Source organism: Neptunomonas japonica DSM 18939, from assembly GCF_000422765.1.
GTDB classification, from domain to species: domain Bacteria; phylum Pseudomonadota; class Gammaproteobacteria; order Pseudomonadales; family Balneatricaceae; genus Neptunomonas; species Neptunomonas japonica.
Genome location: NZ_AUGR01000002.1, coordinates 30,070 through 44,598 on the forward strand (window position 1 = coordinate 30,070; position 14,529 = coordinate 44,598).

The 14,529-nt window shown below is 44.1% G+C and carries 17 protein-coding genes; 7 read left to right on the top strand and 10 right to left on the bottom strand.

Annotated elements, in window-relative coordinates; translation table 11 throughout:
• Position 1 precedes the first annotated feature (1 nt).
• Both cysZ and G511_RS0102205 read right to left on the bottom strand, forming a co-directional pair.
• Positions 2–748 (bottom strand): sulfate transporter CysZ, encoded by a 747-nt coding sequence (cysZ, locus tag G511_RS0102200; RefSeq protein WP_028468173.1) that lies wholly within the window; start codon positions 746–748, stop codon positions 2–4.
• Between the two features lie 14 nt (positions 749–762).
• Entirely contained in the window at positions 763–987 is a 225-nt protein-coding gene (locus G511_RS0102205) for a hypothetical protein (RefSeq protein ID WP_028468174.1), read from the bottom strand.
• Positions 988–1,126: 139 nt separating this feature from the next.
• Here G511_RS0102205 and G511_RS0102210 point away from each other — a divergent pair, with 139 nt between their 5' ends.
• Positions 1,127–2,065, top strand: a complete 939-nt coding sequence (locus G511_RS0102210) for an NADP-dependent oxidoreductase (protein WP_028468175.1) — start codon at positions 1,127–1,129, stop codon at positions 2,063–2,065.
• 38 nt (positions 2,066–2,103) lie between these two features.
• Here G511_RS0102210 and G511_RS0102215 read toward each other — a convergent pair whose 3' ends face one another.
• From G511_RS0102215 to G511_RS0102235, 5 genes are all read right to left on the bottom strand, one after another.
• Complete coding sequence (locus tag G511_RS0102215; protein WP_028468176.1) at positions 2,104–2,754, bottom strand: DUF8082 domain-containing protein; 651 nt, start codon at positions 2,752–2,754, stop codon at positions 2,104–2,106.
• A gap of 5 nt (positions 2,755–2,759) precedes the next feature.
• The gene (locus G511_RS23720; RefSeq protein WP_051221445.1) at positions 2,760–3,749 is read right to left on the bottom strand and encodes a GTP-binding protein; all 990 of its coding nucleotides are present in this window, start codon (positions 3,747–3,749) and stop codon (positions 2,760–2,762) included.
• 175 nt (positions 3,750–3,924) lie between these two features.
• Positions 3,925–4,350, bottom strand: coding sequence for a hypothetical protein (locus G511_RS0102225; protein ID WP_028468177.1), 426 nt, complete (start codon positions 4,348–4,350; stop codon positions 3,925–3,927).
• 23 nt (positions 4,351–4,373) lie between these two features.
• A complete protein-coding gene (locus G511_RS0102230) occupies positions 4,374–4,571 on the bottom strand; it encodes a hypothetical protein (protein ID WP_342664779.1) in 198 nt (65 codons plus the stop codon).
• A 59-nt stretch (positions 4,572–4,630) separates the two neighbouring features.
• Positions 4,631–5,239 (bottom strand): DUF416 family protein, encoded by a 609-nt coding sequence (locus tag G511_RS0102235; protein ID WP_028468179.1) that lies wholly within the window; start codon positions 5,237–5,239, stop codon positions 4,631–4,633.
• 170 nt (positions 5,240–5,409) lie between these two features.
• Here G511_RS0102235 and G511_RS0102240 point away from each other — a divergent pair, with 170 nt between their 5' ends.
• The 4 genes from G511_RS0102240 (at position 5,410) to G511_RS0102255 (ending at position 8,858) form a co-directional block, all read left to right on the top strand.
• Positions 5,410–5,961, top strand: coding sequence for a TRAP transporter small permease subunit (locus G511_RS0102240; protein WP_028468180.1), 552 nt, complete (start codon positions 5,410–5,412; stop codon positions 5,959–5,961).
• The gene (locus G511_RS0102245; RefSeq protein WP_028468181.1) at positions 5,958–7,337 is read left to right on the top strand and encodes a TRAP transporter large permease; all 1,380 of its coding nucleotides are present in this window, start codon (positions 5,958–5,960) and stop codon (positions 7,335–7,337) included. The genes G511_RS0102240 and G511_RS0102245 overlap by 4 nt, the downstream gene beginning before the upstream one ends.
• 290 nt (positions 7,338–7,627) lie before the next feature.
• On the top strand, positions 7,628–8,302 hold the full coding sequence (locus G511_RS0102250; protein WP_028468182.1) for a Crp/Fnr family transcriptional regulator: 675 nt from the start codon (positions 7,628–7,630) through the stop codon (positions 8,300–8,302).
• A 79-nt stretch (positions 8,303–8,381) separates the two neighbouring features.
• Positions 8,382–8,858 (top strand): GlcG/HbpS family heme-binding protein, encoded by a 477-nt coding sequence (locus G511_RS0102255; protein ID WP_028468183.1) that lies wholly within the window; start codon positions 8,382–8,384, stop codon positions 8,856–8,858.
• Positions 8,859–9,026: 168 nt separating this feature from the next.
• On the opposite strand, the gene G511_RS0102260 is transcribed toward G511_RS0102255, so the two are convergent.
• Positions 9,027–10,106 (bottom strand): TRAP transporter substrate-binding protein, encoded by a 1,080-nt coding sequence (locus G511_RS0102260; RefSeq protein ID WP_028468184.1) that lies wholly within the window; start codon positions 10,104–10,106, stop codon positions 9,027–9,029.
• A 260-nt stretch (positions 10,107–10,366) separates the two neighbouring features.
• On the opposite strand from G511_RS0102260, the gene hexR reads away from it, so the two are divergent.
• Positions 10,367–11,251, top strand: coding sequence for a transcriptional regulator HexR (hexR, locus tag G511_RS0102265; RefSeq protein ID WP_028468185.1), 885 nt, complete (start codon positions 10,367–10,369; stop codon positions 11,249–11,251).
• A 182-nt stretch (positions 11,252–11,433) separates the two neighbouring features.
• A complete protein-coding gene (locus tag G511_RS0102270; protein ID WP_156905132.1) occupies positions 11,434–11,643 on the top strand; it encodes a PA3496 family putative envelope integrity protein in 210 nt (69 codons plus the stop codon).
• A 19-nt stretch (positions 11,644–11,662) separates the two neighbouring features.
• On the opposite strand, the gene G511_RS0102275 is transcribed toward G511_RS0102270, so the two are convergent.
• Positions 11,663–13,156 carry an FMN-binding glutamate synthase family protein gene (locus G511_RS0102275; RefSeq protein ID WP_028468187.1) on the bottom strand — a complete coding sequence of 498 codons (1,494 nt, stop codon included), beginning with the start codon at positions 13,154–13,156 and terminating at the stop codon, positions 11,663–11,665.
• Between the two features lie 133 nt (positions 13,157–13,289).
• Positions 13,290–14,480: a cystathionine beta-lyase gene (gene metC / locus G511_RS0102280; protein ID WP_028468188.1), complete on the bottom strand. Its 1,191-nt coding sequence runs from the start codon at positions 14,478–14,480 to the stop codon at positions 13,290–13,292.
• Positions 14,481–14,529: the final 49 nt, after the last annotated feature.

Sequence of the window (14,529 nt, forward strand, 5' to 3'; positions counted from 1 at the left end):
CTTAATGACCCACATTTTGATTAGAGCAATGCTCTTCGCACCAAAATAATGTCGCACCAATAACAGCAGCCGGCATCATAATTAGATTCACCAGCGGTATCATCATGCCAATTTGAACAAGGGCGCCAAAGCTAAGTGATGTTAAGCGCCGTTCAGCCAACATAACCTTCATTTGTCTAAAGCTTACTTTATTGTTATCCATCGGATAATCGCAATACTGAATAGCCATCATCCACGCACCAAACAAAAACCATAAGAAAGGAGCAATCACATTCACAACGGGAATAAAGCTAATGATCAGTAATAAAAGCAACCGTGGTAAATAATAAGCAACTTTCGATAGTTCACGCTGCAACGCACGAGGAACGGTAGCCAGCATCCCTTTCCAGCCTTCATCCTCCATAACGGCTCCACTACGCATCTTCTCAACCTTCTCTGATAGGAAACCATTAAAAGGTGCAGCTATCAGGTTAGCGACCATTGAGAAGCCGTAATACACCGTAATTAATACCAATACAGCAAACAGCGGCCACAACAACCAATCAAGGAACGACATCCACTGCGGTAGTTGCCCCAGCCAATAATTAACCCAGCCATCAAATTCATTTATCAGCAACCAAATTGCACCGGAAAAGATAAATATGTTGATCAACATTGGTATCAATACAAATTGCCGAATGCCGGGTTCAGGTAACATACTGAACCCTCTGAGCAAATACCCTGCTCCTTTTACCGGATTGCCTCGCATTTTCCCTCCTAATATTAAACGATGAAATTAACCGCAAGACGTAAGACCAAACCAACGATCATCATCATGCCTGCACGGTTAACCTTGAACTCTTTAGGGCTAAACTCAATGGTAGGCTGCCAGAACATCACTAAAGACTTAAAGTCTTTTGTTCTACCGGCATACATGGCCAGAGATACCAAAAAAACAATAAGACCACCCCAAAACAGTATTTGTTCAAGTAATACCAAAAAGTACATGTTTTCTCACTTATCAGCCGATTTTAAAACAGATAAGACTAACAGAATTGCTTTGTTCAGGCTGCAAAGATAACCTCTAATATTTTGAAAATAGCTAATCACTTAGACGAACTATTAAGGCCCACTCAGGAGAAAACCCATGAAAGCGATCCGAATTCATACCTTCGGTGGACCCGAAGCATTAGTTTATGAAGAAGTACCAGAACCGCAGCTTAAAGCAGGAGAGGTTCTCGTTAAAAATCATGCCGCTGGCGTTAACCCTATTGATTGGAAAACCTGCAGTGGCGGTGGTGCCGCGCCATTTATTGGCGACCTACCGTTTACGCCGGGCTGGGAGTTCTCAGGTACCGTCATTGCCTGTGGGGCCGATGTATCAGGTTTTACATCGGGAGATCACGTCTTTGGTTTTGTGAGGTTTCCTAGCGCAGCAGGGTGTTATGCCCAAGAAATTGCAGTGCCTTGTGATCAAATTAGTCTGCTACCCGCGCAGTGTAACCTAACAGAGTCTGCAGGACTTTCACTAGCAGGGCTTACTGCATGGCAAGCACTTTTCGATAAAGGACAGCTGCTCGCCAAGCAAAAGGTTCTGATTCTGGCAGCTGCAGGAGGTGTCGGCCACTTAGCGGTTCAACTCGCAAAATGGAAAGGCGCCACGGTTATAGGTACCGCATCACAGGCAAACCAATTATTCCTTACTCAACTAGGCTGTGATCAAGTCATTGATTACAACCAGCAGCATGTGAGTGATGCAGTACAAGATGTTGACTTAGTCATTGACGGTGTTGGCGGACAAACAGCGATAGAGGCTCTCGCCTGTCTGAAAGGGTCTGGCACAATGGTCACGCTTCCCTCGGTAACAAAAGATGAAGTTATCGCTGCAGGTAAAGAGCGAGGGCTCAATGTTTTGCCCCTGCGTGTTGAGCCAAATGCCGAGCAACTCCAATCATTAGCTCAGCTTAATGCGAGCAAGCTATTACGTTTAAACGTTACAGCAACCTATCCTATAGAGAATACAGCTGACGCTTTTAAAGATATTGCATCCGGCCATACCCAAGGCAAGGTAATTCTTACTATATAAACCATAGCTAACAAGCCAAGGTCATAACTTTTAAAAATCTATGACCTTACGCTTTGTGCGTTAAATGTACGCACCGTTTGAACTGCCATCTGTAAATAACGGCTTCTGTCTGCTTTATCTTCAATTTCAAACGCGAGTGCTTTAATAAGTTCAGCTATTTTGCTTCTCTTTACTCCGTGTGTCGCTTTCCAGTCAGCGTATGCATCATCAAATACAATTTCAGCCGCGGGCCCTATATGTTCAGCGAGACCTTCTTGTAAATTTCCCATAAGCCCTGTCAATTCAACTTCTACACGTCTTTGGCTTTCAGTGTTTATTGGCGCTGCATGAACAACAGGTGGCTCTACATTAGGGGGTATTAGCTGCTTTTTAATACGTCCCAATGAAGATCTCACGCTGGTATTAATCAATGCCAGGTTGACGTCTTTGTCAGTCAGCAACGCTAATACCGTTTCATCGGCGATGTAATAACCAATTAATAAACTCTCCTCCAACTCAATAAATATTTCTCGATGGCTGCAGCCCATACCTTCAACAGCCATAAACATTTGATAAACAACCCTACAAGCACCCATCAGGTTCTCTTCAAGCGTCTCTGGAAATGTTGAGGCCATCATTTCGTCAGTGCTCATCAAACAACTATGATGTATCCCACCTAAACGTTCAAAATCTTTTAGTATCTTCTCCATTTCAGTTAACTCCACTGCAACAAGTCATCGACTTGCTGTTTGAGTGTCCTAACAGAGACTCGGTTTGAAGACTGCACCCCTAGGGCCTTTTCCCCCCCAATAAACACTGAAAGGTTGTCCTCTTTACTGCTCTTTATACAAATATTTTGAACGGAACCTAAACCAGAGGCTTCTTCAAAGACATTAACCACTCCAGCAACAAAGCCCACAAAGTCATTTACGTCTGTCGACTCAATAGAGGATGTAATAATCTCGCCCATATCATCCGTTAATACAGCCCCACGAACGCCTTTCAGATTCATCACATCATCAATAATTGAGTCTTTCATAACGACCTCCTCTCCCAGGTAATCCTGAATGGCAAAGTGGGCGTCATCCTGTGGCAATTCCACTTCTTCGAATAATGTTTCTTCTTCGCTACCCAGTGCCTGGCTAGCAAGCTCAGACCAACCATCAAAGGTAACTTTATCGCCCACCAGCTCTTTTACTAAGGGCAGTACACTGCTCGCTTTACGTGCATCAATAAAACGCACGGATGCTTCAATGCCCAGCTCTAACAGCGCTTTCTGATACTCAAGCAATCCTGGATCATCTCGTAAATCAGAACGAGTAACGCCTAAAATGACTTTTTTTCGAGCGATCAGTTCTGCAAATTCTTGCGAATAATATTTAAGATCACGCATGGGATAATTACGTGTGTTATCCACTAAAAAGACAATACCAGCACAATCTGCTGCCAGATTATTGGCAAGTAATTCCCACATAAATTTGAAACGCGCTTGCCCCGGCGTACCGTAAAGCTGTACACCTTCGTTATCATTAAGTGTGAGGCATCCATAATCCATTGCTACAGTTGTCGTGGCCTTGCGTAACCCCGTCATATCAGAAGCTTTCGCTTCTGTTTCAAGATTATGATGGCCGTCACAAACCGCACGGATAGCCGACGTTTTACCGGCGCCTACAGGGCCAATAAAGAGTAACTTGTGATAATGCATGCGTACCCAAAATTATTATTGTTATTACGCGATGGTGTCAGAGGAGTTCCTACCGACTACTTTTTGCTCAGCATTTAGTCTAAGCAGATATTAAAAATAGTCGATATAAGCAGATTATTGAAGTAACAGACTGTTGTTCTTGTGAGAATGACGAAAATAAATGACGAATTGCCTGTTATTGGCTACAAAAATATTTTTGCTGTTTCATTAAAAAACGACAACCCTCGCCTTTAATATTATTGTTCCAGCAATAATATTTGGCCCAAGCTTTATCATCTTCAGTCGGTGTTTCACGGTATTCAGGCACACCATCACAAAAGCCTTCACTTGCTTTTGCTTGGCTCAAGCATGCTTTCAAAAACACACCCTGATTAACCGTACAACTAAACCCTAGGCACCCATCAAATTGTTGTAATGCAGTATCCAAACAGTTTTGTTGATCCGTTGCCTGACCATAAGCCTGACCGTCTTGCTTAAACTGTGCAGTAGTCACCGCCCTTTCCTGATTAAAGTCCGCCAGCCAGCTCTCTCTGTTTAACCAACCATAGATCGCAGCAACAACCAGTATCAACAACATGATTAAGAGTGATTTTTTGAACATAATATATTTTCTACATTCCGAAATTAGCTGCGTTTATACAGACCGATAATACAAAAAAACAACCCGATAACAGAGAGCAGCATGCCACCATTTACAAACTGGGGATGCCTTGCCATATAAGGAATGAAAGAATGATTATTCTCTTGATCACAAACGAGTAGCTCATAATTAAATGAACCACCTAGGTCTAAGCAGTCACCGACGAGGGACTGCTCATACATGTAGCCCCCCATGAGCAATAAACAAGGGACTACCAGCAGTATTAATCCAATTCTGAGCATTAGGCGTCTTCGTCACTTATCCCAATATTACTAACACCCTGATTATGTGCTAGCTCACGTAACTCGCCTATAAAGGTTTTATCCAGCTGTTTAATCTTCATTAAACGTTCAACCACTTCTTCCTGAAATTCATCTTCTTGAACCATCAAGTCATGATTGTTGATCAGACGAAGTATCTCTACATCTGACATCTGGTCATCGCCTTCAGATATTTCGATAAACATCGCGACGCATTCTCGAGAAACGCTCCCCACAGCGATCGCTTCATCAACATCCGCTTCCAAGATACATATCAGCGTTGAATACAAAGAGACAACGGCATCTAATGCCGGTGACGCACCATACATTTCATGCTCATCAAGATCGGGCATGTTGGCATCGACTCTATCTAGCTGCACCTCAAAATTCATTTTGGCACCGCCAGGTACCAGTGACTGCCACACACCGTCCAATACTGTTTCCAGCTGTTTCAGATCACCAAACTCAACTAGCTTATTAAAAAGCACAAAGTTCGGAAACTGACGCTCGGTTACTGCAACACAGTAAGCGGCCAATTTTTTATGATCCAGTGAGCGTAATTGCGCCTCTACGGGCAGTCTATCAGTCATATATAGATCTCTGCTTGGGTAAGTAACACCGCTATTGTAAGGGATTTAGAGGATTTTGCAGCCATCGAGTAGATAAACCGGTGGAATTACGGATAAATATAGCGGATTTTTGTTGTTATACTTTTAAATAACACAACTTTAGAACCTATCTTGCTAATAAGAGAAGAATAATGCAGAGCAATTTTCTTAGTCAGTTAGTCCGATTACTCGATGGTCTCAGCGAATGGACAGGGCGAACCGTATCTTGGTTAACCTTGTTTATGGTGATCGTCACGTTTGTAATCGTTGTTATGCGCTACGTATTTAATGTAGGCAACATAGCCCTACAAGAATCAGTAGTTTACATGCACAGTTTTGTTTTCCTCTTAGGTGCAGCTTATACACTCAAACATGATGGTCATGTGCGTGTAGATATATTCTATCGCCCGTTAAGTGAACGAGGTAAAGCCTGGATAAATATCTTTGGTATTTTATTACTCTTATTCCCTGTCGCCGGTTTTATCGCCTACATCTCATGGGAGTATGTAGCATCGTCATGGTCGCTTCTGGAAGGCTCTCAAGAATCCGGAGGTTTAGATTTTCGGTATATTCTCAAAACAGCATTAATCGCTATGCCTGTCTTAATTATCCTGCAAGGGATATCAGAGCTTTGCCGTTGCATTCTCGTGCTAACAGGCCAGGGGCACCTCCTTGAAGAAGATGTATCGGAGCACACAGTATGATGGAATACCTTTCTCTCTTTCTTTTTTTAGGCGCGGTCATCGTCCTATTAATGGGTTACTCCGTTGCCTTTTCTCTTGCAGGAACCGGTCTTCTTTTTGCGGGCATAGGAGCGTTAACCGGGCACTTTGACTCTGTTTTTCTTGAGGCAATACCCAACCGATTATTCGGTATCATGAATAACGAAGTACTGATCGCGGTACCCTTGTTCGTTTTCATGGGCGTCATGCTGGAGAAATCCAAAATTGCCGAAGGGCTTCTCGACACAATGTCGATACTCTTTGGATCAATGAACGGCGGCTTAGGCATCTCAGTAACCATCGTAGGAATGCTGCTAGCAGCCAGTACCGGTATTGTCGGTGCGACCGTAGTAACAATGGGCCTATTATCCCTGCCGACCATGTTGCGCCGTGGTTATGACCCTCAGGTTGCCTGTGGCGTTATATGTGCTTCTGGGACTCTAGGGCAAATAATCCCACCTTCTATCGTGTTGGTACTTTTGGGAGACGTGATTAGTTCCGCGTATCAGCAGTCGCAGATCGACCAAGGTTTATTTTCTCCTGAAACCGTTACGGTGGGTGACCTCTTCTTAGGAGCACTCATTCCGGGGCTATTACTGGTATTTGCCTATACGCTTTATATCGTAGGAAAAGCCGTTATCTCGCCTTCCTCTGTTCCTGCTATTCCTAAAGAAGAACGTGATGCAGTAGATAACCTTTGGGGCAAGGTTCTTAGTGCTTTAGTGCCACCCATTTTACTTATAGGTTTGGTCTTAGGCTCAATTCTAGGCGGATTAGCGACACCGACAGAAGCGGCTGCCGTGGGTGCGGTTGGAGCGGTGGTGCTGGCTATCTTTAAGCGTAACTTCAATCTGGAGACGTTGACTGGCGTAATGCGCTCGACGACTCAGGTCAGTTCGATGGTATTCATTATACTGGTTGGCGCATCTATATTTTCACTGGTGTTTCGTGGTTTTGGTGGCGATGACATGGTGCGGGACTTTTTAACAGACCTGCCTGGTGGCGTCTGGGGAGCCCTAGCAGTGGTTATGCTAGTTATGTTCTTACTCGGGTTCTTCTTAGACTTTATTGAAATCACATTTGTTGTTGTTCCTATTGTCGCCCCAATCTTGCTGACCATGGGGCTCGACCCAATCTGGTTGGGCATTATGATTGCACTTAACTTGCAAACATCGTTCCTCACGCCCCCCTTTGGCTTTGCCCTGTTCTACTTACGAGGCGTTGCTCCTGAGTCCATTTCAACAGGGCAAATTTACCGAGGCGTCATCCCCTTCATTGCCATACAGCTCACCATGCTAGGACTATTAGCCGCTTGGCCAGCGTTAGCAACCTGGTTACCTCACGCTGTTTACGGATAAGGGTTAGCCCACCATCTAAAAAGAGGAGCTGTAGATCTTTTATCTACGGCTCTTTTTTTGGGCTGCTATATGGGTGGATTGTGCTAAAAGTGGACATCCAGGGAAAACAGAGACTAGTCAGAAACCAACTCAATGCGAGCTCGGTAACATAGCTTGCTTTACTTCTGAGTGCCCTAACAATCAATATTGGGTAAATTGAACTTAGGTACTTGGCGTTACATATTGCCTTTTTAGAGTCTTTCATGTGAAATGTTCTCTAACAAATTTACAGATGTAGAAGAGTTTTAACTATGGCATCTGAGCTTTTAAACAACCAGCTCCTGTTTACTGATGACAGCCCTTTTTCTCTGCTGAATGAGTCACGTCGACTTCAGCTATCAAAAGACATGAAGTCTTCTAAATTGTCTTCAGGAGAGATCATTCATCAAGCAGGAGATACAGCAGAAGGGATTTTTTGTGTGTTATCTGGTGTGGTTCGCTTCAGTAGCAGCGATAGTGAAGGGCGCTATACGCTGGTTCAGGACCTTCTTCCTGGAGATTGGTTCGGGTTTATGGGTTATTTTGGTGAGGGCACTCGCCCGCAGGATGCTAATGCGTTGGAGTCATGCCACGTCGCGTTTATGAAAGGGGTCTATCTGGATGAGATATTAGATGAATACCCAGAGATATATCGTTCAATTTTGAGACAGGTCGCGCTATATAGTACTGATTTTTTTGATCGCTACTTCGGAGCAGTTAATCTCTCGTTACGCACCCGTATAGCTCAAATGCTGTTGAAGGTAGCGCAGTGGCAATCAACACAGGCTTTGAATATAACTCAAACCGATCTGGCCTCGCTGCTCGGGGTAACTCGAGAGGCCGTGGGCGTTCATCTGAATGAACTACAAAATATAGGCGCAATTGAATTGGGATATAAAAAGATAAAACTAAAAGATCCCACATTATTATCAGCCCATTTTTCTTAGTAACTGCAATCTTGATTGCAGAGTTTAATCGCAGTGTTGCTTAAAGTGAGGTTTTTAATCTATAGATTGAGTACATTGTATGAAAAGAACAGTTTTGTTAATAGGCAGTATGTTGTTGTCTGGCCTAACATTCGCAAAAGATTTACCCACCGTCGAAGTACTAAAAACTACATTTGCGCAGCAGATAGCTAAAACAGCCTATACAAATTGTGTCGAACAAGGGTTTACGCCATCGGTGAGCATCGTTGACCAACAAGGCACACTGATATATTTCCAGCGCGGTGAGGATACTGGCCCTCATTCAGCTAAAACAAGTTTTCGTAAAGCATACACTGCTGCTTCACTGAAAATGCCAACGTCAACACTGGCAGTTTTTGTCGATATGCCAAAATTTTCTCAACTGGCCAAAATGGGCGATGATATTCTACTTCTACCTGGTGGTTTACCAATAACAAACAATGGTGCTGTCATTGGCGGAATCGGTATGTCTGGAGCACCCTCCCCTGAGCAGGAAGAAAAATGTGCCGCTGATGCTTTAGCAACCGAATTTAATTAAGCTATTTGATGAGAAGCTGCTTGGACTTTCCTCAACAGAGCACACTTATCTAGTGCTAGGTAAGCTGAAGTATGCTTTTGCTGATGTCTGCAGACTATTTTTTACACGGACACACAAAAAAGCCGGCTAATGCCGGCTTTAAATTGAAGCGTTGTTATCTAAGCAAACTTAAACAGGGTTACGTGCGTTGAGGTAAGCCTGTTCAGATACTTGATGCCATTTCGTTGCTTGGTCACGGAATTTAACGAACGAATCAAATACTTTCTTCGTCATCTCATCGTTAGCCGCTTCTTCAGCAATAACTTCATCAGACAGTGATTTCAGAGTAGCCAGTACATCGTCTGGGAACTTACGGAGTTGCACATTATGTTCGTTAACCAACTGCTCAAGCGAACGGTTATTCTTCGCTGTGAAGTCAGCCAGCATATCTTGGTTAGCCACACGAATAGCATTTCGTACGATGACCTGCAGATCCGTTGGTAGTTTCTCGAATGCTTCTTTGTTCATGAAACACTCAAGTGTTGTACCTGGCTCATGCCAACCCGGGTAGTAGTAAAACTTAGCCGCTTTATGCAAACCAAATGCAGCATCGTTGTACGGGCCAACCCACTCAGTTGCATCAATGGCACCCGACTGTAGCGCAGGGAATATTTCACCACCAGGAAGTAGCACAGGCGTACCACCAGCACGCTTAAGTACTTCACCACCTAAGCCAGGCATACGCATTTTAAGGCCTTCAAGATCAGCCACAGAGTTGATCTCTTTATTGAACCAACCACCCATCTGCACACCGGTATTACCCGCAGCACCCGGCACAAGACCGAATGGTGCATATGTTTCTTCCCATAGCTCCATACCGCCACCATGGTACAACCAGCTGTTCATCTCTTGAGCTGTTAAGCCAAAAGGTACCGCTGCAAAAAACTGTGCTGCACGACTTTTACCTTTCCAGTAGTAAGAAGCGCCATGACCCATTTCCGCCGTTCCGCGCGAAACTGCATCAAAAATTTCCAGCGCGCCAACTAACTCTTTAGCACCGTAAACTTTTACTTCAACTCGGCCACCGGTCATTTCAGTGATCAGCTTAGCCAAGTTATTTGCACCCACACCTAAACCAGGAAAGTTCTTAGGCCAGGTGGTTACCATTTTCCACTTAAACTCTGGCGCAGCCTGAGCTGCGGTAGACATCATGGCACCTGTTGCTACGGTTGCAGCTCCGGCACCTTTTAGAAATTGACGACGCTTCAAAGGCCTACTCCTTACGTTATTATTTTTCAGTGATTTACAATAAACATAGCATGCACTATAAGCCCCTGCAACGATCACTAACAGCTCTTTTATTACGTACGTGGTATTACCCAGATGGCAAAAAACAATCAGTAAAAAGTTACATGTTTTGTAGAAAAGTAATTGCGCTATCGCGCGGATAAAATCCAATGAAATTATGTGCTTTCATATTTCGTTGATATACTGATACGTTACGTAACAGCGCTTAACGAGAATTACTTTTGAACGCAGCAAACTTACTAAAGTCAATTACAGATGCTCTGCCTAAGCTTCGCAAATCGGAGCAAAAAGTTGCAGACTTTGTGTTGGCTAATCCTCAGGAAGTTATCCACATGCGTATTGTGGACCTCGCCTCAGAAGCAAATGTCAGTGAGCCTACCGTCGTCAGATTTTGCCGTGCTCTACACTATGATGGCTTTCAAGATTTCAAGCTAACGCTCGCTCAAGGGTTAGCCAGTAACCCCAACTTCGAACAGTTTGCATTGGACTCTAAAGATACTGTTTCTGAGTTTAAGCAAAAGATTTTCGATTCAATGATCGGTAATTTAATCGATATTCGTGACAAGCTAGACGCAGAAACACTAGAAAATGCGATTGACGCATTAGTAAAAGCAAAACGTATAGAGTTTTACGGGTTTGGGGCTTCCGCTGCAGTGTGTAGTGATGCACAACACAAGTTCTATCGTTTACAAATCTCTGCAGCAGCTTATTCTGACCCGCACATGCAAACGATCTCTGCTGTTTCTATGTCAGCTGGCGATGTTGTTGTTGCCGTCTCGCAAACAGGACGCACCAAAGATTTACTGCATACGGTTAAGCTGGTCAAAGAAACTGGGGCAACCGTCATCACTCTATGCCCTGGAAACACACTGCTCGCTGATTTAGCTGATATCGCTATTCATATTGATGTCGAAGAAGATAAAGACCTCAGCACGCTGATGTCTTCGCGTGTTCTTCATCTTGTTGCCATTGATGTACTTGCTGTCGGCGTGGCTATGCGCCTTGGCCCAGCGTTACTGGATCATTTGAAAACTATTAAACGTAGCTTGCGTAGCCTACGACAAAACGATAAACGCCTCTTAGCAAAACCTGATACTGAAGTATAAGGTCATCAGCTGCTTTCTTAATATTTCTGCAATCTGAATACACTAACCTGCCTTTAACACATAGCGGATCAAACACTGGGGAATTAAAAAATCCACCTTTCGCTATGCCGTCATTTTATATCAAGAAACAGCCTGCCTAAGCACGACTCTATTTAAAGGCAGGCCATGATAAAAGGTTGATAATGATGTTAAAGCAAAATGCTAACCCGCTAAACGAAGTACAGCTTGAAATCATGAACGCGCTAATGGGCTATGAAGACGATAAAAACCTTATCAGTAAAAAACAGGCAACAAAGCGCCTTTTTAAAGCCAGACGTGCCATTGAAGAACGCCGGGAAAGGCATAGCCTAGCAAAACATATAGATAGAGAAGCCTGGTACGATTCGCTTTAGGCTTCTCTACTGAGGAGGGCTATTGGTGCTCTGGATAAATAATATTCAGAGGCACAGAGTTACCACCATCCATGACGATAGCTGCATGGTGACGTTTTAATTGGCGTGGCTCTGAAGCTCCACAAGAGTGAGCGATAATCTCTACTTCATGCACTAAATTGTGATGAAAATGAGCAACTCGCTCAGCCTTGCTCTCCGGCACTAAGCCCTGCTGCAAATCAGGATCATGCGTTGTAATACCTGTTGGACAGGTATTTTTATTACACTGCAAAGCTTGTATACAGCCCAAAGCAAACATAAATCCACGCGCACTCACCACAAAGTCTGCACCGATGCATAATGCCGCTGCGACATCTGTTGGGTTGATCATTTTGCCGGATACAATCACGCGTATACGCTCACGCAGCTCGTGTTGATGTAATTTGTTTACCAAAATCGGCAGGCTTTCACGCACAGGTAAACCCACACTGTCCATTAAAGGCATTGGCGCAGCGCCGGTACCACCATCCGAGCTATCCAGAGTAATAAAGTCTGGAGCATTTTCGATACCACGCTTGTTAACCGCCTCAAAAAACTCATCAAGCCATTCAGTGGTACCTAATACTAATTTAAATCCACACGGTTTTCCGGTCACCCTACGGATTCGTTCAACGGTATTCAGTAGATCATCAATAGAGGCTATATCAGCATGTCGGTTCGGGCTGATAGACGCTTGCCCTTCTGGAATACCTCGAATTTCAGCAATGGCTTTACTCACTTTCTCTGCGGGTAAAATCCCGCCTTTACCGGGTTTCGCCCCTTGAGACAGTTTAACTTCAAACATTTTCACCTGAGTAATAGCGGCTTTTTCTTTCAGCTTTTCATCACAAAGCCCGCCATCGGCATCCCTTACACCATATTTAGCCGTTCCTATCTGGTAGACAAGGTCACAGCCTCCTTCGAGATGGAAAGGAGATAAGCCCCCTTCACCGGTATTCATCCAGCACCCTGCTTTAGCCGCTCCATGTGAAAGTGCTTGAACAGCAGGCTTTGATAAAGCGCCATAACTCATGCCTGAAACATTAAAGAACGACGGAGCATCGTAAGGGTGTTCGCAGTAAGGCCCAATACGTGAAGGTTGAGAAGAAGCGGCGTCTTCAGAAAGCGTCGGGAAGGGGCAGTTAAGAAAGTAATGAGTGCCGGGACGGCGAAGGTCACGTGTTGAGCCAAAAGCGATGGTGTTGTCTATATTCTTTGAGGCCCTATATACCCAGCTACGTTGTGCGCGGTTAAAGGGTAACTCCTCTCGGTCCATGGCAAAAAAGTATTGGCGAAAAAACTCACCCATATGCTCAAATAAATAACGGAAGCGCCCAATTAATGGGTAGTTACGTCGAATTGTTTGAGCTGTTTGATTCTTATCATTACGATAGAGAATGAAGCCTGTAACCAATAGAGCGACCACAACTAGCAAGAATAGAATCCCAATAGTTGCTATAAAATTGATAGCAAAAATAGTAACCGTATCGCTCATCATTTATCCCCTAATTCATTGATAGGCCAATCCTACTCTAACGTTAGTGTAGGCGAATATAGTCATATTAAATTAACTTATCCACAGGCTTAATTAACAAACCTAAAAACAATATCATTAAAAATGCCTATCGTTACTCAGCTATTCGTCCAAAGCCTGCGTCAAGATCCTTAATTAGATCGTCCACATTTTCCAACCCAATATGGACACGGACCAGCGTACCCTCAAAATCGACCTTACCCGAGGGACGAATAGCATTAAGTTCTTCAGGTTGATTAGCCAGAATCAAAGACTCATAGCCACCCCAAGAATAAGCCATACTGAAATGCTCAAAGTTATCTAGGTACTGCTCTAACATTTCATCGCTCAAGCGTTGTTTCAGAATGAATGAGAACAGCCCATTGCAACCATTAAAGTCACGCTTGTAGAACTCATGCCCCTTACAACTCACTAATGCAGGGTGGTTAACACGTTCAACTTCAGGTCGCCCGCTTAACCAGTTCGCCACGGCGATACTGTTAGCTTCATGTTGTTTTAGCCGGATGCCCATTGTACGCAGACCCCGAGCCGCCATATAGGCAGTATCTGCATCAACCATTTGCCCCATCAGGTATGAGCGCTCTCGTAACCGCTCCCAGCAGCGCTCATTGGATACCGCCGTACCCAACATCGCGTCTGAGTGACCAATAATGTATTTGGTACCGGCCTGAATTGAAATATCGATATCATGTTCTAGTGCTTTGAACAGCACACCAGCAGCCCAAGTGTTGTCTATCATGACAATTATTTCGGGATTGATAGCCCGAGCCGCTTTCACCATTGCCGGTATATCAGGAACTTCCATCGTAATAGAACTAGGCGATTCTAAAAAAAGGAGCTTGGTATTTTTCTTTACCAAATGACGAATATCAGCACCTATTGTTGGCTCATAATAGGTGGTAGTAACGTTCATATCATTGAGAATGATGTTACAAAAATCTTGTGTTGGCTCATAAGCCCCGCCAGTCATCAATATATGATCACCTGCCACAACGAAGGAAAGAATAGCATTAGAAACGGCCGCCGCGCCGCAAGGGTAGAGAGCACAACCGGCACCGCCCTCAAGCTCAACCATCGCTTCTTGCAGTGAGAAATGCGTCAAAGTGCCACGGCGTCCGTAAAACAGCTCGCTATTAGCGCGGTTAGCTGTGGCTATTTTTTTATCTTTAACAGAATCAAAGACTAACGATGACGCGCGCTGAATAACGCTATTGACTGAGCCCAAACCAAATTTCTTAGAGCGGCCAGCACTCACCAATGATGTTGCAAGTTTATCGAGATACATGGTGGTTCTCATAATTACATATGTTTGTCGTAAAACGTGGCAATCGCCT